Source organism: Negativicoccus succinicivorans, assembly GCF_014207605.1.
GTDB lineage: Bacteria > Bacillota > Negativicutes > Veillonellales > Negativicoccaceae > Negativicoccus > Negativicoccus succinicivorans.
The window spans coordinates 103,310-122,233 of record NZ_JACHHI010000004.1 but is presented as its reverse complement, the minus strand read 5'-3'; the positions used below and the strand labels follow the sequence as shown (position 1 = coordinate 122,233).

General features: G+C 51.6%; 15 protein-coding genes, 1 tRNA gene and 2 riboswitches. Of the genes, 5 read left to right on the top strand and 11 right to left on the bottom strand.

All coding sequences use genetic code 11. From position 1 onward, the window contains the following. Positions 1–20 precede the first annotated feature (20 nt). Entirely contained in the window at positions 21–3,440 is a 3,420-nt protein-coding gene (locus tag HNR45_RS05310) for a pyruvate carboxylase (protein WP_159822431.1), read from the bottom strand. 270 nt (positions 3,441–3,710) lie between these two features. Here HNR45_RS05310 and HNR45_RS05305 point away from each other — a divergent pair, with 270 nt between their 5' ends. Next, positions 3,711–4,172 (top strand): hypothetical protein, encoded by a 462-nt coding sequence (locus HNR45_RS05305; protein ID WP_159822247.1) that lies wholly within the window; start codon positions 3,711–3,713, stop codon positions 4,170–4,172. Positions 4,173–4,398: 226 nt separating this feature from the next. Here the strand turns inward: HNR45_RS05305 and HNR45_RS05300 are convergent, their stop codons facing one another. After that, positions 4,399–4,584 (bottom strand): helix-turn-helix domain-containing protein, encoded by a 186-nt coding sequence (locus tag HNR45_RS05300; RefSeq protein WP_159822249.1) that lies wholly within the window; start codon positions 4,582–4,584, stop codon positions 4,399–4,401. Positions 4,585–4,736: 152 nt separating this feature from the next. On the opposite strand from HNR45_RS05300, the gene HNR45_RS05295 reads away from it, so the two are divergent. The 4 genes from HNR45_RS05295 to HNR45_RS05280 all read left to right on the top strand — a co-directional run bounded on the left by HNR45_RS05295 (position 4,737) and on the right by HNR45_RS05280 (position 8,880). Then, a complete protein-coding gene (locus HNR45_RS05295; RefSeq protein WP_159822251.1) occupies positions 4,737–5,159 on the top strand; it encodes a helix-turn-helix domain-containing protein in 423 nt (140 codons plus the stop codon). Next, positions 5,137–5,940 (top strand): ImmA/IrrE family metallo-endopeptidase, encoded by an 804-nt coding sequence (locus tag HNR45_RS05290; protein WP_159822253.1) that lies wholly within the window; start codon positions 5,137–5,139, stop codon positions 5,938–5,940. The genes HNR45_RS05295 and HNR45_RS05290 overlap by 23 nt, the downstream gene beginning before the upstream one ends. 49 nt (positions 5,941–5,989) lie before the next feature. Continuing rightward, entirely contained in the window at positions 5,990–7,420 is a 1,431-nt protein-coding gene (locus tag HNR45_RS05285; RefSeq protein ID WP_159822255.1) for an ATP-binding protein, read from the top strand. Between the two features lie 302 nt (positions 7,421–7,722). Continuing rightward, a complete protein-coding gene (locus HNR45_RS05280; RefSeq protein WP_159822257.1) occupies positions 7,723–8,880 on the top strand; it encodes a tyrosine-type recombinase/integrase in 1,158 nt (385 codons plus the stop codon). Positions 8,881–9,067: 187 nt separating this feature from the next. Here the strand turns inward: HNR45_RS05280 and HNR45_RS05275 are convergent. The 9 genes from HNR45_RS05275 to folE form a co-directional block, all read right to left on the bottom strand. After that, positions 9,068–9,151, bottom strand: a tRNA-Leu gene (locus HNR45_RS05275). A gap of 448 nt (positions 9,152–9,599) precedes the next feature. Further along, positions 9,600–9,768, bottom strand: a riboswitch (cobalamin riboswitch). Between the two features lie 75 nt (positions 9,769–9,843). Continuing rightward, positions 9,844–10,013: riboswitch (cobalamin riboswitch) on the bottom strand. A 159-nt stretch (positions 10,014–10,172) separates the two neighbouring features. Next, positions 10,173–10,478, bottom strand: coding sequence for an HU family DNA-binding protein (locus HNR45_RS05270; RefSeq protein ID WP_024048012.1), 306 nt, complete (start codon positions 10,476–10,478; stop codon positions 10,173–10,175). Positions 10,479–10,516: 38 nt separating this feature from the next. Next, positions 10,517–11,560, bottom strand: coding sequence for a nucleoside triphosphate pyrophosphohydrolase (gene mazG / locus HNR45_RS05265; protein WP_159822259.1), 1,044 nt, complete (start codon positions 11,558–11,560; stop codon positions 10,517–10,519). Beyond that, the gene (locus tag HNR45_RS05260; RefSeq protein WP_159822261.1) at positions 11,560–13,158 is read right to left on the bottom strand and encodes a putative polysaccharide biosynthesis protein; all 1,599 of its coding nucleotides are present in this window, start codon (positions 13,156–13,158) and stop codon (positions 11,560–11,562) included. Before HNR45_RS05260 ends, mazG begins: the two co-directional genes overlap by 1 nt. 3 nt (positions 13,159–13,161) lie before the next feature. After that, positions 13,162–16,440, bottom strand: coding sequence for a transcription-repair coupling factor (mfd, locus tag HNR45_RS05255; protein WP_159822263.1), 3,279 nt, complete (start codon positions 16,438–16,440; stop codon positions 13,162–13,164). Between the two features lie 70 nt (positions 16,441–16,510). Beyond that, the gene (gene folK / locus HNR45_RS05250) at positions 16,511–16,993 is read right to left on the bottom strand and encodes a 2-amino-4-hydroxy-6-hydroxymethyldihydropteridine diphosphokinase (protein ID WP_159822265.1); all 483 of its coding nucleotides are present in this window, start codon (positions 16,991–16,993) and stop codon (positions 16,511–16,513) included. Continuing rightward, positions 16,990–17,349 carry a dihydroneopterin aldolase gene (folB, locus tag HNR45_RS05245; protein ID WP_159822267.1) on the bottom strand — a complete coding sequence of 120 codons (360 nt, stop codon included), beginning with the start codon at positions 17,347–17,349 and terminating at the stop codon, positions 16,990–16,992. Before folB ends, folK begins: the two co-directional genes overlap by 4 nt. Then, positions 17,336–18,187 carry a dihydropteroate synthase gene (folP, locus tag HNR45_RS05240; RefSeq protein ID WP_159822269.1) on the bottom strand — a complete coding sequence of 284 codons (852 nt, stop codon included), beginning with the start codon at positions 18,185–18,187 and terminating at the stop codon, positions 17,336–17,338. The genes folB and folP overlap by 14 nt, the downstream gene beginning before the upstream one ends. Further along, on the bottom strand, positions 18,153–18,743 hold the full coding sequence (folE, locus tag HNR45_RS05235; RefSeq protein ID WP_159822271.1) for a GTP cyclohydrolase I: 591 nt from the start codon (positions 18,741–18,743) through the stop codon (positions 18,153–18,155). Before folE ends, folP begins: the two co-directional genes overlap by 35 nt. Between the last annotated feature and the right edge of the window lie 181 nt (positions 18,744–18,924).

Genomic DNA, 18,924 nt, shown 5'->3' with positions numbered 1-18,924 from the left:
TTTTGCTTGACACTCTTTCATTATTCAATCACGATCAGCAAATCGCCGGATTCGATACGCGAACCCGCTTTGACGAGGATATCGCCCACATTGCCGCTGATCGGCGCGGTAATGCTCGTTTCCATCTTCATCGCTTCGGTAACGACTAAAGGATCGCCTTTTTCCACGGCATCACCCAAGTTCACAAGAACTTTAACAACCGAACCGGAAAGCGTCGCGCCGACTTCGCCCGGATTGGATTTTTCGGCTTTGCGCCCGCCCGTCATTGTCGTTTCCAGATTATTATCATGAACGACGACTTCACGCGGCATGCCGTTCAACTCAAACTGCACCACGCGATTGCCTTTTTCGTCCGGTTGATGAATACTCATCAGCCGAATGACCAGCGTCTTGCCTTTTTCAATCGTCGTGCGAATTTCTTCGCCGCGGGTCATGCCGAAGAAGAACGTCGGCGTATCCAAAACGGACAAATCACCGTATTTTTCATAGCGATCGGCGTATTGGCTGAAGACATCGGGATAAATGGTATAAGCCGAGACATCTTCCGGTCGCGTCGGCAAACCTTTTTCCGTCATCTCTTCCTTGACTTTCGCCAAATCGACCGGAGCCGGCACCGGTTCGCCTTCCGGCACGCGACCGCGCAGAATCACGTTGCGTAATTTTTCCGGAAAACCGCCGTACGGCGTGCCCAACTTGCCTTCGAAAAATTCGATAACCGACTTCGGATAACTCAACGTATTGCCGCGCTCATAGATATCCCGTTCATGCAAACCGTTCTGCACCATGAACAACGCCATATCACCGACGACTTTCGACGACGGCGTGACTTTGATGATATCGCCGAACATCATATTCACTTCGGCGTACCGTTCACAAACCTCGTTCCAGCGATCACCGAGACCGACGGCCGCCGCCTGCTGCCGCAAGTTCGAGAACTGTCCGCCCGGCATTTCATGCATGTAAACCGTGGTGTTCGGATACGACGAGGTATGATCGACACCGCGATAGTACGGTCGTACGCCTTCCCAATACTGGTTCAATTCTTCCACCGCGCGAATATCCAACTTCGGCTGCCGCGGATGATCGGACAGCGCGTACCACATGGTGGACATCGAAGGCTGACTCGTGCCGTTGGAAAATGCCGGCATCGCGAGATCGATGATATCAATGCCCGCGTCAACCGCTTTCGCGTAGGAATAAATCATATTTCCCGCGCCCTCATGCGAGTGCAGATGCAGCGGTAAATCGACCGCATCTTTGATCGCCGCCGTCAACGCGTAGGCGGCTTCCGGCTTAATGAGCCCCGCCATATCTTTAATGGCGATCATGTGAGCGCCGGCGGCCGCGCATTCTTTCGCCATTTTCACATAGTAAGCGAGATCGTATTTCTGCCGTTTTTTATCAAGCAGGTCGCCCGTGTAGCAAAGCGCCACTTCCGCGAGTTTATTTTGCTTGCGCACCTCATCAATCGTAATCGTCATATGATCCAGATTGTTCAGGCAGTCAAAGATACGGAAAACATCGACGCCGTGTTCCGCCGCCTGCGCGATGAAGTGGCGAATAACGGTTTCGTCATAATTCGTATAGCCTACCGTATTCGCGCCGCGTGTAAGCATCTGGAACAAAATATTCGGCGCCGCTTCGCGCATGCGACGCAAACGATCCCAGGGACTTTCATCCAAGAAACGATACGCCACATCAAACGTCGCGCCGCCCCAATTCTCAAAGGAAAACAGTTGCGGTAAACGACGCGCCGTCGCGCCGATCGCGCCTAAAATATCGTAGCTGCGCAAACGCGTCGCGAACAGCGACTGGTGCGCGTCACGATACGTGGTATCCGTAAAGAATACTTCCTTTTGCTCCTGTACCCATTTAGCGAATTTCTCGGGTCCCATTTCATCGAGCAGCTGCTTTGTGCCGCGCGGCGCAGGCCCGTTCGCTTCCGGAAACGCGAGTTCGGGGAAATCCGGTTTGTTTTGCGGTCCTTCATGCGCGTAACCGTTGACCGTCGTATCCGCGATGTAGCGCAACAATTTCGTGCCGCGATCTTTCGGTTTCGGCAACTCGAACAGTTCCGGATGAGAATCAAGGAAATTCACATCATACGTTCCGTCTAAAAATTCCGGAGCCGCCAGCAAATTCAGCAGGAAATAAATATTCGTTTTCACACCGCGCACGCGGAACTCCCGCAGTACGCGCGCCATCTTTTTCACCGCCAGCGCATGCGTCAGCGCATGCGTGGTCGCTTTCACCAACAAGGAATCATAGTACGGAGTGATGACCGCGCCGGTGTATGCCGTGCCGGCATCCAGCCGAATGCCGAAGCCGCCGCCGCTGCGGTAAGCGATAACTTTCCCCGTATCCGGGAAGAAATGATTTTCCGGATCTTCCGTCGTGATCCGGCATTGAATGGCATTACCGTGATGCTCGATTTTATCCTGCTCGGGAATCCCGATTTCCGGATCGGCGAAATTGTATCCTTCCGCAATCATAATTTGCGTCTGAACGATGTCGATATCCGTGATCATTTCCGTCACGGTATGCTCGACCTGGATACGCGGATTGACTTCGATGAAATAAAATTCACCTTCGGGCGCGACCAAAAATTCCACCGTGCCTGAATTGACGTAATTGACATTTTTCATCAACCGCACGGCCGCTTCGCAGATCTTCTCGCGTAACTCCAACGGCAACGCGAAGGCCGGAGCGATTTCCACCACTTTCTGGTGGCGGCGCTGGATCGAGCAGTCACGTTCAAACAAATGCACGACATTACCTTTGTTGTCGCCCAAAATTTGAACCTCAATATGCTTCGGATTGCGAATGTACTTTTCGAGATACACCGCGCCGTTACCGAAGCTGATTTGCGCCTCCGACGTTGAGCGTTCAAACGCTTCCTCAATATCTTCCAAACGTTCGACAACGCGCATGCCGCGCCCGCCGCCGCCGTAGACCGCTTTGATGATGATCGGCAAACCGACTTTTTCCGCGAACGCCTTGACGTCCTCCGCGCTTTCTACCGGGCCGTCGCTCCCCGGCACCATTTTGATACCGGCGTCTTCGGCCTGCTTGCGCGCATTGATCTTATCACCGAACATTTCCAAATGTTCCGGACGCGGACCGATAAAACGAATCCCTTCCGCCTCGCAACGCCGTGCGAATTCAGGATTTTCCGCTAAAAAGCCGTAGCCCGGATGAATCGCGTCGACTTCCTGCTCTTTAGCGACGCGAATAATATCTTCGATATCCAAATACGCGTCAATCGCTGATTTATCTTTCCCTACCAAGTACGCCTCATCGGCGCGATTGCGATGCAGGGAAAGCGAGTCCTCTTTCGAGTAGACCGCGACCGTGCGAATGCCCAGCTCATTACATGCGCGAAAGACACGAATCGCAATTTCACCGCGATTGGCGACCAGTACGCTTTTAAATTTACGAATCGTCTCTTGCTGTTGCGTCATATCGTTCCCTCCTCTAAGTCATTACGTCCATTGTAAATAATCTTCCCCCAAAACACAACCGTCAGCGCTATGTGTAATGTATACATGCGCTTCCGTTGGCCGCTATGGTAGCGCGACATGTCCCGCGCCTTACGCAGACAACCTTACCGCATAAAATGGGGAGAAATGCTGCTATAATACACGTATGGAAATATCCGACATCATTCGCTCTGTTTTTACATCATTACTGTTCTCGTAAGGGAGACTGCCATGAACCAAGACAATCTGACCGAACTCGCTCGCAGGTATTTACAAGACACCGTTCCCGAACACGACCTCACCGTCGACGAAGCCAACCTGACGAAAGCGCTTTTCGCCTACCGTGAAACGCATAAGAATCGTTTGTCGGAAACGCTGCTCACCGATGACCGCCTGCTCGCCGAATGGCTCGCCTACCTGCACATCTATCCCGATGAGGATATGGACCCCGCCGAAGCGGATGACATGATGGTCACATGTCTTTTCGATTTCTTCTACAAAAGCACTTTAGACGGCGCCGCGTACAATATTTTACAGAAAATGCCAAAAACATCCTTGGTGAAAGATCCCGAGGACAAAGAAACCTTGGAGTATGTGTACAAACATTTTGATTATGATCGCTACGCGACCGAAGTGCTGGACACCGACGTCTATAAAGAAACGCCGTTCGGCGTCTTAGTCAAACCGCAATAAAATAAAAAGAGGCAGCAGATGCTGCCTCTTTTTTTGTTGGCCAAAATGTTATACCTAAAGGCTTTCTCATGTTTTGACCTGCAAAAACGGATAAAAATCAGCGAAAAACAAAAAAGGGCAAGCTCGTGCAAACTTACGAAAACTAAAGGAAATTAAAAAAACGCCGCAAACGTTATTGTTACGGCGATTATACCCATTTTGAACACGTATGAAAACCTACGGAAACCTATATAAAAAGATATGGTGTAGTGTCGGTTGCCGCTTGATATTTCTGAATCTCTTTTCTCGTAAACTCAGAACCCCCCGATAACTTCTTGCTTAACGTGGCCGGATGCATATCCATCTCCTCTGCAAGATCGTGCAAAGTAATGCCTTTTGATGCGGCAAAATATTTGAATTTGTTTTTATCCATTCCGCACCTCCTTTCTGCCTTTTTGCGTTTCCGTAATTTTATGTTATCTTACCTTTTCGCAAATGTCAAGCGGTAATTACGAATATATTTGCGTAAAAGCAAAATAAGTGCTACACTATGAACACAACATACTAATAAGGGCGGTGTGCTTAATGAAAATAAAAGATATTCTAAAAGCTAGGCGACTCAGTCTAGGCTTGACCCTAGAAGATGTCGCAGCAAAAGTCGGCGTATCCGCGGCAACGATCTCACGGTGGGAATCGGGAGATATTGCCAACATGCGCCGCGACCGTATTGTGGCCCTATCCAAGGCACTAAAAATCAGCCCCGCAGTTATTATGGGTTGGGACGATCCTGAAGATAAACCCGTTGCTCCCTCCGACCGCATTGACCCGGAAGTTACTAAAATGGCAGAAGAAGTGCAAAACATTTCGGATGAGAAAGCAAAGAACAACGTCATACGGCTAAATAGGCTTGCGATTAAGTCCCCGGATAAAGTAGCGGCATTACTAAAAATATTTGAACCTGCAGAACCCACGGAGGATATGCCTGATGATGACGATTTCAACGAATAAACGCCCCATACGCCAGCCACGCTATTATTTAATTGATCAAGAAGTCGCTCGACTTCGACTCGCCCTTTCTCCGAATTTAATTATTTCACCGCGTGAGCTTTTTCAATTCTTGCGCGACCAATATGGTTTAATCACCAATACTTATCGGCAATTTAGTCAGGATAATAATATTAGCCCGTTGTTAGTTCCGACATATGTCGGCTCTATGGAGGCCGCCTTGTATTATAAGAAAGACACAGAAAGGGCCTATCTTTATTACAACGAGCGAACCTATCCCCCCAGAAAAAAATTTGGTATTTTTCACGAAATCGGGCACTTTATAATGCAACACCCGCAGCTTCACGACTTCTGGTCCACTAGTGATAAAAAAATCTTTGAAGAGGAAGCTAACTACTTTGCTAAGGAGCTTGCGGCACCAAGGGCGCTGATTGACTACTTTGCGTGGCAGCTTGAGCTCCCCATAAACTATCTAAATATTTATTCCTTATATCGATCCTTTGATCTTTCCAAGGAATCTGCCGGGTACGCAACGGAAGCTTACCTGCACTATAAACATGTAAAAGTCTACCCGAAATACAACTCTCACTATGACACTGAACTTGCTAACGCTCTGACGGATATGCGGGAGTATAAATGGCAAGCACTCCAGGCTCGTAGCAAGATAGAATTAAAAGGCGGAGATGCTAGACCCCGCCTCCCCTCTCAGATTGGGGACATTATATCCAGGGAGCATCATACTGTTTGGCTGCAGGCGCAGAAAAGTGATGTCGAATACAGTTAATTATTGCTCATATAAAAAACAACATTTGATTTTACGAAAGGTGAATCCAATGCGCGAATACAAAATAAGCGATCTTTTGTGCCAACCGGAAAGCCAGTACTTTGAGCGAAAGAGCGCCCGAATCAAGCCAAAGGATATTTTGCCGCATGTAATCGCATTCGCAAACGCGGAGGGTGGCATACTAGCTATCGGCATTGAAGACGACGGAAGCTTATCAGAAAACACTCCTTTTCTCAATCATAGCGTAGACGAATATCGACTTGCCGTCTTAGAAGGAATTAGCCCGCAACCTGAAATTTATTATGAAACTATAGACCAGGAAATTAACGGCATTAAGCACACGATTATTCTGCTTCATATAGATGTATCAACAGACACCGTCATAAAAAGCAGAAATGAAGATGTCTATTTGCGTATCGGGGATAAAAGCGTCAAACAATCATTCAGTAAAATAAAGCAATTAGAATATGCAAAAGGCGAGCGTATATTTGAAGATCGCATCCTTAGGGATACATCATTAGCCGACTTAGATGAAAGTTTGATTGAAGAATACAAGAATCATATTGCTTCCCCATCACATATAAGTACTGCACAAGTTCTGGAAGCTCGAGGATTTCTTAAAAAAGGATGTTTAACAGTCGCCGGCGCGTTGCTGTTTGCTAAAAATGCTTCCCTATACTTACCTCAATCCCGGCTGCGTTTTTTACGTTATAATGGCACCAAGCCAGAAACCGGAGTAAGATTGAACATCGTAAAAGATCAAGATTTTGAAGGCCCCATCCCCCATATTATTCGACAATCCAAGCCTGCCATCGCCGCACAGCTGAGAGAGTTCCAATCTCTGGGCAGTGACGGGCGGTTTAGTATTGTTCCAGAATACCCAGAATTTGCCTGGTTTGAAGGCATTGTCAACGCTCTTGTTCACCGTGACTATTCAATCCGCGGAGACTATGTTCGAGTAAAAATGTACGATGACCGCCTTGAAATTTTTAGCCCCGGCGCATTGCCCAACATTGTTACGTTGGCTAATATGCGATACACGCGATATTCACGGAACCCGCGCTTGGCGCGAGCACTCACCGAATTTGGTTGGGTACGCGAGCTTAATGAAGGGGTAAACCGTATTTATGATGAAATGCAAGATTTATACTTAAAAGCCCCTGAATACAGTGAGCCTCACCACCAAGCAGTACAATTAACGCTCGAAAATAATCATATTGCCCGCCAGTTGCGAATAGATGATCGCGTAAGCAGGTTGGAAGAATTGTTAGAGTTTGAAGAGTTCAGCGAAAATGAAAGAAAAATACTCTCCTACCTTTATAGTAACGAACAAATAAACACTCAAACAGCACAAAGAGTTACCCAGGTGAGTGCGGTCACTGCCAGAAAAATATTAAAAGCACTTGTAAATAAGCGAGCCATTGCTTGGCACGGTAATTCAGTAACAGACCCAAAGCAATATTATACAATAATTCGCTAGCTTTCTTTCGAGTAGCTTTCGAGTAGCTTTCGAGTAGCTTTCGAGTAGCTTTCGAGTAACTTTCGAGTAACTTTCGAGTAAGCCTTCAAATAGCCGTCGAGTAAGCTTTCGAGTAGCTTTCGAGTAACTTTCGAGTAACTTTCAAGTAGCTTTCAAGTAATGTCCCATAAACTAAAACAAAAAAACACCCGTCACCGTGCTACCAACACGATGACGGGCAAGTAAGCCCGGAGGCCTACCAAGAACACTGTTATTATACCACACCTCCCGGCTTAGTTTCTCGTGCCAAAGGAGGTATTTTTATGTGGATAGAAGAACAAACACTACAAGACGGTACCGCCGCATATCGCTACTGTGAACGGTATGTCGACCCGAACACGGGTAAGCGCCGTAAAACATCTGTCACACTGCCTACTTGTTCACGGCCTGCTATTAAACACGCAACCGCAATGTTGGCGGCTAAAATAAACGCGAAACTTTCTGATACATCGTACACCCGCGTCACTTTTGAACAAGCCGCGCGTGAGTATGAAAAGTACAGGGCTCCCGCTCTTAAGATCTCCACCCGCCGCAACATCAACGGTATAATCAACCGGCTTATTCGTATGCTTCCGCCGGACGTACTGGTAAGCGAGATCAAGCTGCCTATGATCCAACAAGGCATTAACGACTTGCAAGGGCGCGGGCTTAAACGCGCGTATATCGCCAAGCACGCCGATACATTCCGGTCAATCATCCGGTTCGCGCGTAAAATGGGCTACGTGAAGGATATCGCCTATTTAGAAGATATTGAGGTACAACGACAGCCAAACACGCCGGAAGACGCCGCCAAGCAAAAATATAAATTTCTGGATGCCGACCAACTCAAAGCCGTATTAGACGAGCTAAAATCGATGCATTATCGTATGGGAATGGCGATAGAGTTTATGTCGCTAACGGGTCTGCGTTTCGGCGAGCTTGCCGCCCTGCGCGTGCAGGACTACGACCGAGAAGGGGCTAAAATCAACATAAACGGCACAATTCTCCCCTTTTTACCGAACGGGCACCCAAAACAGCGCGGCACGCCGAAAACGAGCGCGTCTTACCGAGATGTAGCACTAGACAGCCGCGCCGTTACGATTATCGAATATTTCATCGCCGATAATACCCGCTTATATCGCTGGTGGAAAGGTTATGAAAACTACGGATATATTTTTACCACTGCCCGCGGCACTCCGTTTAGCCTTCGTGAAGCAAACCGCTACCTGCAAAAAATCAGCTGCGCCGACAACTTATCCACTCACGTCTTCCGGCATACACACGTCAGTTTACTTCTGGCGGCTGGCGTTCCGATAAAAGCCGTCATGGAACGCGTCGGGCACTCTTCCATGAAAACGACCATGGAAATATATACTCACGTCACTAAGACGCAAAAAGAAGTTGTCATCAACGCGATAGAAAAAATAAGAGCCGGCATGTAACCGGCTCTCTTTTATTATCCATTTTTTATGAAAAGGGGCACGACTGAAAAAAGGGGCAAAAAATGGGCACAGCCTCGCAACCGTCTGAAACTCTACAAAACTGTAAAACGCCCAAACAAAAGGCTCCCGACGGTCAATCATGAGCATTTAAAACACTGTGAAATCGTAGAAAACCCTAAAAAAGAGATGGTGCGAGAGAAGGGACTTGAACCCCCACGCCCGAAGGCGCCAGATCCTAAATCTGGTGCGTCTGCCATTCCGCCACTCTCGCAAGCGTTCCGCGGAAATAAACCGCGTTCAAAGGGTATGCGATTATTGTATACTACGAATTCATCATCCGTCAATATTTGGCGTTATTGAGCCGTTTAATCTTCGTGCGTATCTTCCGCATTTGCTTTTTATATCGCATAGCAATAAAAGCATCTCTTTTATTTGTCTATAATATGACAAAAAAAGAGGCAGAGTTTCCTCTGCCGGGTGGGGGGATGAATCATTATTATTACACATGACATGATTAACAAAGGAGGGAAGAGAATACTGTTCCCTGTCAGTATCCTCTTCACAAGGAGATGGATGTAACAAAACATAGGCCAATATATCTTGTTACCGGATCCTGAGATCCTTTTATATAACTGCCCCTAAGAGCAAGTTACCAAGAAAAAAATGTTCTCTCACAACGCGAAGAGAACAAATCTCCCCTTCTCATCGCTCGTGAGTCTGACGGGTGCTGCATATGGACAGGTCTCCTGACTTCGCATCATCGCTTGCTCCGCCTTCCCGGTTTCCCAGTGGCTTTTGGAACTCGCTCCGCTTCACAGTGGCGGGACCGCGCCGGATTCGCACCGGCTTCCCTCATGGCCTTTCGGCATCCATACGGAAATATGCAATTAAAAAAGCTCTTTGCGTAGGCAAAGAGACACGGCGTGATCGCTCGTATTCTCCTTCCCTATCGCTCGTAGGTCAAACGGAAACTTCCCATAGGCAGGTCTCCTGACTTCGCTTCATCGCTTGCTCCGCCTTCCCGGTTTCCCAGTGGCTTTTGGAACTCGCTCCGCTTTACAGTGGCGGGACCGTGCCGGATTCGCACCGGCTTCCCTCTATGGCCTTTCGGCACCTATAGATCAATCTGAACTTGTGTATATAGTAGCACAGGTAAAATCGGGTGTCAAATGTAAATCCTATTGATTTGCATTTTAATCATTATTTTTTATATAGTCACGGACTTTATATACTAAAATAACTCCCCAAGCATTGCCGGGGAGTTATTTTATACGTTATTTTATGAACGTATCTTATTTTCTGCGAGCTTTTTTAGCCGGTTTTACGTTAACGCGTTCTTTGAGCTGTTTACCAGCTTTGAAAGCCGGGCTCTTGGAAGCCGGAATTTTAATTTTCTGTTTCGGGTTAGACGGGTTGTGGCCTTCACGAGCTTTGCGTTCGCGAACTTCGAACGTACCGAAACCGATGATCTGTACTTTTTCGCCTTTAGCCAAGGTTTCGCTGATGCATTCGAACATCGCTTTTACGACTTTTTCGGCATCCTTTTTCGTAATCTCCGACATCTCGGCAACATTAGCAATCAATTCTGTTTTGTTCATAATGAACCCTCCTCTTGATTAGAGTCCGCGTTGCGAACTCACTCGAACGGTGAACCCGTTACGCCACGCCGCGCCAGTTGCGCTTTAGCGTCATTCCAGTACGTATTCAACTCTTCCGGAGTCGTTGTGTCCCAAGATTTGTTCATCCTACGGAGCCGCTCTTCGATGAAATGAAAGCGTTCAACATATTTGGCGTTCGCCCGCCGCAACGCGGTTTCGGGCTCTACTCCCAGATGACGGAGAACATTGACAGTCGCAAAGAGGACATCGCCGCACTCTTCTTCTAAATGAGTTGGGCTTTCTTCAGAAAGAGCTTCACGGACTTCCTGCCATTCTTCTGTCAACTTTTCCAATGCGGGACCAACCGACGACCAATCAAAGCCGACGCGTGCTGTTTTCTCTTGTATTTTACATGCTAATAAGAGACTTGGCAAGCCTTTAGGCACGCCGTCAAGGATATTTTGCCGTTTTTTATGGACTTTTTTCTGTTTTTCCCAGTCAAAATCGGAAAAATCGACTTTTCGCCCGTCCGAATCGCCAAAAACATGCGGATGACGAATCGTCATTTTATGCGCGATGCCACGCGCGACGTCGGCGAAATTAAATTGTCCGCGTTCCGCCGCCAGTTCGCTGTGAAAAACGACCTGCAACAAAACGTCCCCCAATTCCTCTTGCAACAGTTCCATATCGCGCCGATCGATAGCGTCCAACACTTCATGCGTTTCTTCGATCAAGTAACGGCGCAGGCTCGCGTGCGTCTGCTTGCGATCCCAAGGGCAACCCGTTTCGCCGCGCAATGTTTTCATGATGCGGTAAAGAGCGAGCACTTCCGCCGCGACGGCCGCCCGCGGCGCCAATACCACCGCTTCACTCTCTGCCGGCAGCGTGGCGTCAACATGTTTTTCCCACACGCCGCTGCGATACGCGCGGAACTCGCCGTCAATGCGCGCGCCGGCGAATTTTGAAATCGCTTCCTCTGTCAATATAATCGGCACTACGCGTTCAGCGGGAATCTCATTGCAAATGCGATACCCGTCAGCGGGGTTCCAGCCCAGTTCCCGCAGCCATTGCTCGTGTCGCATCAGCGATGCTCCCAGCGGGCGATGATCGGCGCCAATTTCGGGCCGATTTTCGGCAGCATGGCGACATCTTTAGACGAGATGCCTTTCGCCAAAATCAAACCGACCGTATAGACGATCATGCCGATGATGATCGCGCCCAACGTCGCCAGCGTATTGCTGTGCACGGCCGCCGCGAGGCTCGTATAGCCGAAATACGTAAAGACGCCCATACCGATGGCGGCGGCGAAAATACGCGCGGTATGCTGCCAATCCATGCGGTAATCAAGATATTTATGCAGGAAGTAGAGATTTAACAACGCCGCCACGCCGAAATCGGCGTTGGTCGCCCATGCGGCGCCTTCAATACCGAGCGCCGGTATCGCCGTCAATGTCCAGTTTAAAATAAATTTTACGGCGGCGCTCACGACCATATTGATGAGCGGGATCGCCGTCCGCCCCATGCCTTGTAAAATGCCTGTCGTTACCTGCTGTACCCCCAGCAGAAAGATGCCGAAACTCATGATTTGAATCGACGATCCCGCGTTCGGTGTAGCGTAGAGCATGAGCGAAATCGGCGTCGCGATGACGCAAAGTCCGACAAACGAAGGAATGGTTAAAATATTGGCGATCCGCATGGCGACATCCGTGCGGCGAAAAATCTGCGCGCGATCATGCACCATGTACGCTGCCGAAATCGCCGGCACAAGGCTCGCGGCGAGCGATGCCGTTAAAATGGTCGGCAAGTTCACGAGCGATGTCGCCATCCCCGTCAAGTATCCGAAAAGTTCGGTTGATTCCTCGACCGAATACCCCGCCACCGCCAAGCGATGCGGCACGACAAATAAATCGATGTTGGCCACTACCGGCAGCATAATATTCGCCAAGGAAACTGGCAACGCCAGCACCAATAAACGTTTCAAAATCGTTTTGAGCGATTCGCGCGGCAATGTCGTATCCTGATCGGCCAGCATGCGCCGGCGTTCATGGCGATCGCGGTAATAGAATATTCCCAGCGCCACGAGTGCGATCAACGCGCCCGGGAACGCGCCGAACGTCGCCCCCGCCGCCGCGTATTCCAAACCGTACGGCAACAGTAAAACGGCGAACGCGATCATGGTCACGACGCGGAACAACTGTTCCAAAATTTGACTGATCGCGGTCGGTTTCATTTCCTGCAAGCCTTGGAAGTAGCCGCGCAGACAGGAAACAATCGTAACGATAAAAATCGCCGGCGAAAGCGCGACCAGTGCCCAGTACGCGCGCGGATCCCGCACCAGTCCCGTATCGACCAGCCAATGCGCGCCCGCGTATAAAAGCAGACTGAAAACAAAGCCCGTGACGGTCAGCGCCAACGACGAGATCCTAAATACTCGTTGCGCGCCGATATAGTCGCGGATCGCGTTCTTTTCCGCCACCATGATCGAGATCGCTACCGGCAAGCCCGCCGATGAAATACTTAAGGCCAATAAATAAATCGGATAGGCCATCTGGTATAAGCCGATGCCTTCGCCGCCCAGTAAGCGGGATAGCAAAATGCGGTTGACCGCGCCGATGATTTTCACGATGATGCCCGCGATCGTTAAAATCATCGCCCCGCGAATAAATGTATCTTTACTCACACATTACTCCTTGCTTTGCGCAATATCTTCCTGTAAAAAAGCCGCTAATATTTCCGGCAGAAAATCCACCGCGGAATGACTCCACTGTAACTTATTTATTGTAGCACGCGGCACCTCGCCTGGCAAAAAGCGTAAACTTTTCATCACTTTCGCGGGCACCTTGGACACATCCCAAGTCGCCATCGCTTCCGGTCGGTTCCACGTGATTTCCACCGTATTTTGCAGTTCGCGAATACTGCCGATGCCGGCTTTCGCCGCGAGCACGCGCAACTGCGCCACGCGCAGTAATTGTTCCACCGGCGTGGGCGGCGTGCCGAACCGGTCCACCAATTCGTCGATCAGGTCGGACACTTCGACCGCCGTATCCACTTCCGCCAAACGACGGTACATTTCGAGTTTTTGCGTCGGATCTTCAATGTAACGGTCCGGAATATACGCTTCCGCGGTCAGTTCCAAGAGCGGCGCCGCCACCGATTTACGCGGCGCGCGTTCGCCCTGTCGGGCGGCGATCGCCTCATCGAGCATCGTCGTATACGTGGTGAAACCGACGCCGACCATATTGCCGTGCTGTTCACTACCGAGCAAATTCCCCGCGCCGCGAATTTCTAAATCACGCATCGCGATTTTGAACCCGGCGCCGAGTTCGGTAAATTCGCGAATCGCGTACAGACGTTTTTCCGCCGCCTCATTCATAATCTGATCCGGCCGATACAGAAAATACGCGAACGCGTTGCGCTCCGAACGCCCCACGCGCCCGCGCATCTGGTACAGCTGCGAGAGGCCGAGCCGATCCGCGTCGTACACGATAATGGTATTGGCGTTCGGCTGGTCCAGTCCGTTTTCAATCAGGCTGGTGCAGACGAGCACATCAAAATCGCCCGCGTAAAAATCTGCCATGACCCGTTCCAGCTCTTCGCCGGACATCGCGCCGTGCGCGATATCAAACGTGACCGACGGTCCGACGATTCTTTCCAGCTTGCGCACCATGTCGCGAATCGTCGCGATCCGATTGTACACAAAATAGACCTGCCCGCCGCGCTGCACTTCCGCCAAAATCGCGTCACGCAAAATCGCGTCTGAGGTTTCCGCCACATACGTTTGCACCGGCTGACGATCCGCCGGCGCCGTATACATCACCGAAAGCTCGCGCACGCCGGCAAGCGACATATGCAGCGTGCGCGGGATCGGCGTCGCCGAAAGCGTAAGCACATCGACCATCGTGTTGCGCGCTTTCCACTTTTCTTTCTGCGCGACGCCGAACCGTTGCTCTTCATCGACTACCAACAGTCCCAAATCGCGGAATTGCACCGCTTTATTCAACAGCGCGTGCGTGCCGATCAACACATCAATCGTGCCATTTTTCACGCCGCGCAAAATTTCTTTTTTCTCCGCCGCGCTGCGGAACCGGTTCAACACCGCCACATTGACGCCGAACGGGCCCAAACGCGCGCTAAACGTGCGATAATGCTGCTGCGAAAGCACGGTCGTAGGTACTAAGACGGCGACCTGCTTATTCGCCATAACCGCCTTAAAAACGGCCCGCATCGCGACTTCCGTCTTGCCGAAGCCGACATCGCCGCAAAGCAATCGATCCATCGGCTGCGGCTTTTCCATTGACGCTTTGATCTCGGCCGCGGCCTGCAACTGATCGGGCGTTTCTTCATACATAAAGGCGTCTTCAAATTCACGTTGCCAGGGCGTGTCCGGCGGAAACGCGAAACCCGGCTCCACTTCGCGCTCGGCGTACAGCGCCACCAGTTTATCCGCCAAATCGTCAATCGATTTCTGCGCGCGGGCCTTCGTTTTCGTCCATTGCGCGCCGCCCATTTTGTGCAGCGTCGGCACCGTTCCATCCGGCGCGATATATTTTTCCAGCTGCTGAATACGCTCGACCGGCAAAAACAGCCGATCCTCGCCCGCGTATTCGATCCGCAAATAATCGCGGTTCGCGCCGTTCAGCGTAATCGTTTCCAGACCCGTATAGCGACCGATGCCGTGCACCTGGTGCACCACGTAATCGCCTTCCGTCAGATCGGAGAAATAGCGGATCTCGTTGCCGTGACGAACCTGTCTGCGCCGCCGTTTTTTCTGCGTGCCGAAAATATCCGCGGTGGCGAGCACAACCACTTTTTCCTGCGGCCAAATAAAACCGGTATCGACATTTTCCGCAACAATCGTGACCATGCCCGCCGCCACTTCATCCGTCGGGAAAATGCCCGCCTCGCGCAGGGTCGTTTCCAGTGTCGCCCGCTTCGTTTCATCCGCCGCCGCGATAATCGTCGCGTAGCCTTGCCGCGACCATTTTTGCACCGACTGCACAAAATGCGGCCATTGGTTACGAAATGTGGGCGCCGGTCGGCCGTCCAGCGGATAGCGCGCATGAACCTCCGCCCCCGGCACACGCAACGAAATCAGCGCGAAGAAAACCGTACTGCGCGCTTGGGAATCGCGTAAAAGTTCCGTCCACGACCAATGCCGCTTGCTTTTCTCTGCGTCTTCTTTGCGCAGCGCGCGCAACGCTTCCGCCGTGCGGCTCGGTTCATCGCAAATCAGCGCCCCGTCCGCCAAGTACGCCAGCAAACTGCTCGCGCCTTCGGGCAGCGCGAACGGCGCCAGCGTCACTGTCTCGTAGGTACTGACGGAACGTTGCGTCACCGGATCAAAACTGCGAATGCTGTCAATTTCATCGCCGAAAAATTCCAACCGCAACGGATACTCGTAATTCGGCGCGTAAATATCGACAATATCGCCGCGTACCGCGAATTCGCCGCAACTTTCCACCTGTTCCTCACGCGCGTAGCCTTGCGCCACCAAACGCGCGAACCAGGTTTCCCGATCCCGCGCGTCGCCTAAAGAAAGCGTCGTCATTTGCTTGGCGAGATCTGGCGGCGCGGCGATTTTAGCGCTCGCTTCACGAATCGTCGCGATGACCGCGGCCGGCTCGTCAGCTTGCAATGCCGCGAGCGCGCGCGTCCGTAAGGCCCGCGTCTCCGTGCTTTGCGCCGCCACATGCTGCGGCGCGGGTTCAACCCACGGAAATTCGTAAACGGGAATTTCGGGCGCGAAAAAGCGCAAATCATCTTCCCATTTCTGTCGCGTCGCCGCGTCTTCCACGATGATCACCGCGTGCCGCAAGCCGCCTTGCATAGCGGCCGCCACCAGCGCCGCTTCCTGCGCCGTGCTCCCGCCGTGGATCAGTTGCGCGCCGCGCGTCTGAAACGCGGTCAAAAGTTCCTGCAAACGCGCGGAGTTTTTTATTTTTTGCCAAAATCCGGATTTCATAGTATCACTCACGCAAAAAGGGCTTCGCCACGCGAAGCCGAGGTATTCAAATTAAGTTTATTATACCACATCACAAGGTCGCCACTTCGCGTATCGCCGCCGCATCGGGCAGCGCCGCGATACGGTGCGCGATCGTTTCGCCCCGATAGCTGAAATCCGCCGCCACATCGCGCAGCGGCACCAGCACGAAAGCGCGCTCCCAAAAATAAGGATGAGGCAAAGTCAAATACGCCGAATCACATTGCACGCCCTCGGCGTAAATAATATCCAAATCCAACGTGCGCGGGCCCCAATGCACCTCGCGTGTGCGCTCGTTAGCCGCTTCAATCGTCTGCAACAACGCCAAAAAATCCGCCGGCTCGAGATCGCTCTCCACCAACGCCACCGCATTCAAAAACGCTGGTTGATCCGTCTTGCCCCAGGGCGGCGTTTCGTAGACCGCCGAGGCGCGTACCACCGTCGCGCCGCTTTCCTTCAGTTCGCGCAACGCCGCGCGCAAATATGCCAGACGATCCCCCATATTGGAACCGAGCGCGACATAGTAGCGACTCATCGTTCCTCCCGCCGCGTCACCGCCACATGCGTCAGCGGTCCCGGCACCGGCGCCGACGGCTTGTACACCGTCGTTGTGACCGCGCTGACCAATGGGTACGCGCGCAAAATCGCCGCGTTGATGTTCGTCACCAGCGCTTCCAAAGTGTTGACCGGCGCGCCCATCAAAATCTTTTGCGCCGTCTGATACACTTCCGCGTAATTCACGCCGTCCGCGATCTCGTCGCTCCGTCCGATCGCCGTCATATCCGTTTCGAGCGTAATATCGGCATAAAAACGCTGGCCGAGCTCCCGTTCCTGCGGCAACACGCCGTGGTAGCCGAATGCCGCGATGCCTTTCATTTCAATTTGATCCATACGGTCGCTTCCCTATAATCATGTCCATCATCTTCGTCATGCGCACGATCGGCAACACATCATGCACGCGCAAAATCTTGCACCCCGCCATTTGTCCGTAAAGGCAGGTCGCCGCCGTGCCTTCCATCCGTTCCGTCACCGGCAAATCCAGCGCCTGACCGATGAAGCCTTTGCGGCTCGTGCCCAAAAGCCACGGATACGGCAACCGTTCAATCAGTTCCGGTAAACGGCGCAACACTTCCATATTTTGGAGCGCCGTCTTGCCGAACCCGATGCCCGGATCGAGAATCATATTTTCTTCTTTTACGCCCGCGTTTTGCGCGAGGCTCAGAGAATGTTCAAAAAATGCCGTCATCGCGTCCAGAATATCGCCTTCATAGTCCGTGCCGTCTTGGTTATGCATCACGATCACCGGACACTGGTGGTACGCCGCCACCGCCGCCATTTCCGGATCGTACTGCAGTCCCCAAATATCATTGATCATATCCACGCCTTGACGCAGCGCCCAATCCGCCGTTTTCGCCTTGAACGTGTCAATCGACGTCGGCACCGTCGCGCATGCCAACACCGGTGCGAGAAACGGCTCCAAACGCGCGATCTCTTCGTCCGCGCCTACCGGCACGAAACCCGGGTGCGATGATTCGCCGCCGATGTCGATCAGATCCGCGCCCGCTTCTTCCATTTCCGTCACATGCGCCAACGCCCGCTCCACGTCGAACCATTGTCCGCCGTCGGAAAATGAATCCGGCGTCAAATTCAAGATACCCATTACCTGTGTCGCGTCGCCGAGCGTCCAGCTGCGATTATTCTTCAGTACATACGTCCGTTGTTCCGCCATCTATTCCTCCCAAAAGCGCTAAAACGCGCGCTTCATTCTGACCGCCCGGCGCCAATGTGCCCAAGCCGCGCACGGTGGTAATCTTCGTATCGGGCGAACTGTCGCCCTTCATCGTCATGCATAAATGCGCCGCGCTAACGCGGACAAATACGCCCCGCGCGCGCAGATCGTCCATCACCGCGCGGGCGATTTCTTCCGTCAACCGTTCCTGCAACTGCGGACGACGCGACAACATCTGCACCAATTTTTCCATTTTGGAAAGGCCCGCCACCATACCGTCGCGCGGGTCGTAAATAATATCCGCCGTTCCGAAAAACGGCAGCATATGATGCTCGCAAAGCGAATGAAAACGCAAACCCGTCACCGTCAAAAGTCCGTGGTAGTCCGACGCGAAAACTTCGCCCCAAATCTCTTTGGTTCCTCGCCCGACACCGGATAACAACACCTCATACAGTTCCGCTACCCGCGCCGGCGTTTTTTCCATTCCGAGCGCTTGCAGATCCAACCCGTACGCTTCCAAAAACGCGCGATACGCTCGCGCCGCCTTTTCATTCATCCCTTGCCTCCGTCATCTGATTTAATCACTTTCCATTTATTATACACGTTAGCGCGCGCGTGCGGGTACTTTTGAGCATGGAAAAGCAATTCCACTCGTTCTTTCTTCGATACCGCGAGGATTTTGCCCTATGCGAAAAATCTTTCAATAAAATAAACTCCATAACGATCCGCCTCTTCCG

What these genes read in the sequence shown, in the direction of transcription:
- HNR45_RS05305 (WP_159822247.1), top strand. Translation starts at nt 3,711, where the DNA reads ATGAACCAAGACAATCTGACCGAACTCGCTCGCAGGTATTTACAAGAC.
- HNR45_RS05300 (WP_159822249.1), bottom strand. Translation starts at nt 4,584, where the DNA reads ATGGATAAAAACAAATTCAAATATTTTGCCGCATCAAAAGGCATTACT.
- HNR45_RS05295 (WP_159822251.1), top strand. Translation starts at nt 4,737, where the DNA reads ATGAAAATAAAAGATATTCTAAAAGCTAGGCGACTCAGTCTAGGCTTG.
- HNR45_RS05290 (WP_159822253.1), top strand. Translation starts at nt 5,137, where the DNA reads ATGATGACGATTTCAACGAATAAACGCCCCATACGCCAGCCACGCTAT.
- HNR45_RS05285 (WP_159822255.1), top strand. Translation starts at nt 5,990, where the DNA reads ATGCGCGAATACAAAATAAGCGATCTTTTGTGCCAACCGGAAAGCCAG.
- HNR45_RS05280 (WP_159822257.1), top strand. Translation starts at nt 7,723, where the DNA reads ATGTGGATAGAAGAACAAACACTACAAGACGGTACCGCCGCATATCGC.
- HNR45_RS05270 (WP_024048012.1), bottom strand. Translation starts at nt 10,478, where the DNA reads ATGAACAAAACAGAATTGATTGCTAATGTTGCCGAGATGTCGGAGATT.
- mazG (WP_159822259.1), bottom strand. Translation starts at nt 11,560, where the DNA reads ATGCGACACGAGCAATGGCTGCGGGAACTGGGCTGGAACCCCGCTGAC.
- mfd (WP_159822263.1), bottom strand. Translation starts at nt 16,440, where the DNA reads ATGAAATCCGGATTTTGGCAAAAAATAAAAAACTCCGCGCGTTTGCAG.
- folK (WP_159822265.1), bottom strand. Translation starts at nt 16,993, where the DNA reads ATGAGTCGCTACTATGTCGCGCTCGGTTCCAATATGGGGGATCGTCTG.
- folB (WP_159822267.1), bottom strand. Translation starts at nt 17,349, where the DNA reads ATGGATCAAATTGAAATGAAAGGCATCGCGGCATTCGGCTACCACGGC.
- folP (WP_159822269.1), bottom strand. Translation starts at nt 18,187, where the DNA reads ATGGCGGAACAACGGACGTATGTACTGAAGAATAATCGCAGCTGGACG.
- folE (WP_159822271.1), bottom strand. Translation starts at nt 18,743, where the DNA reads ATGAATGAAAAGGCGGCGCGAGCGTATCGCGCGTTTTTGGAAGCGTAC.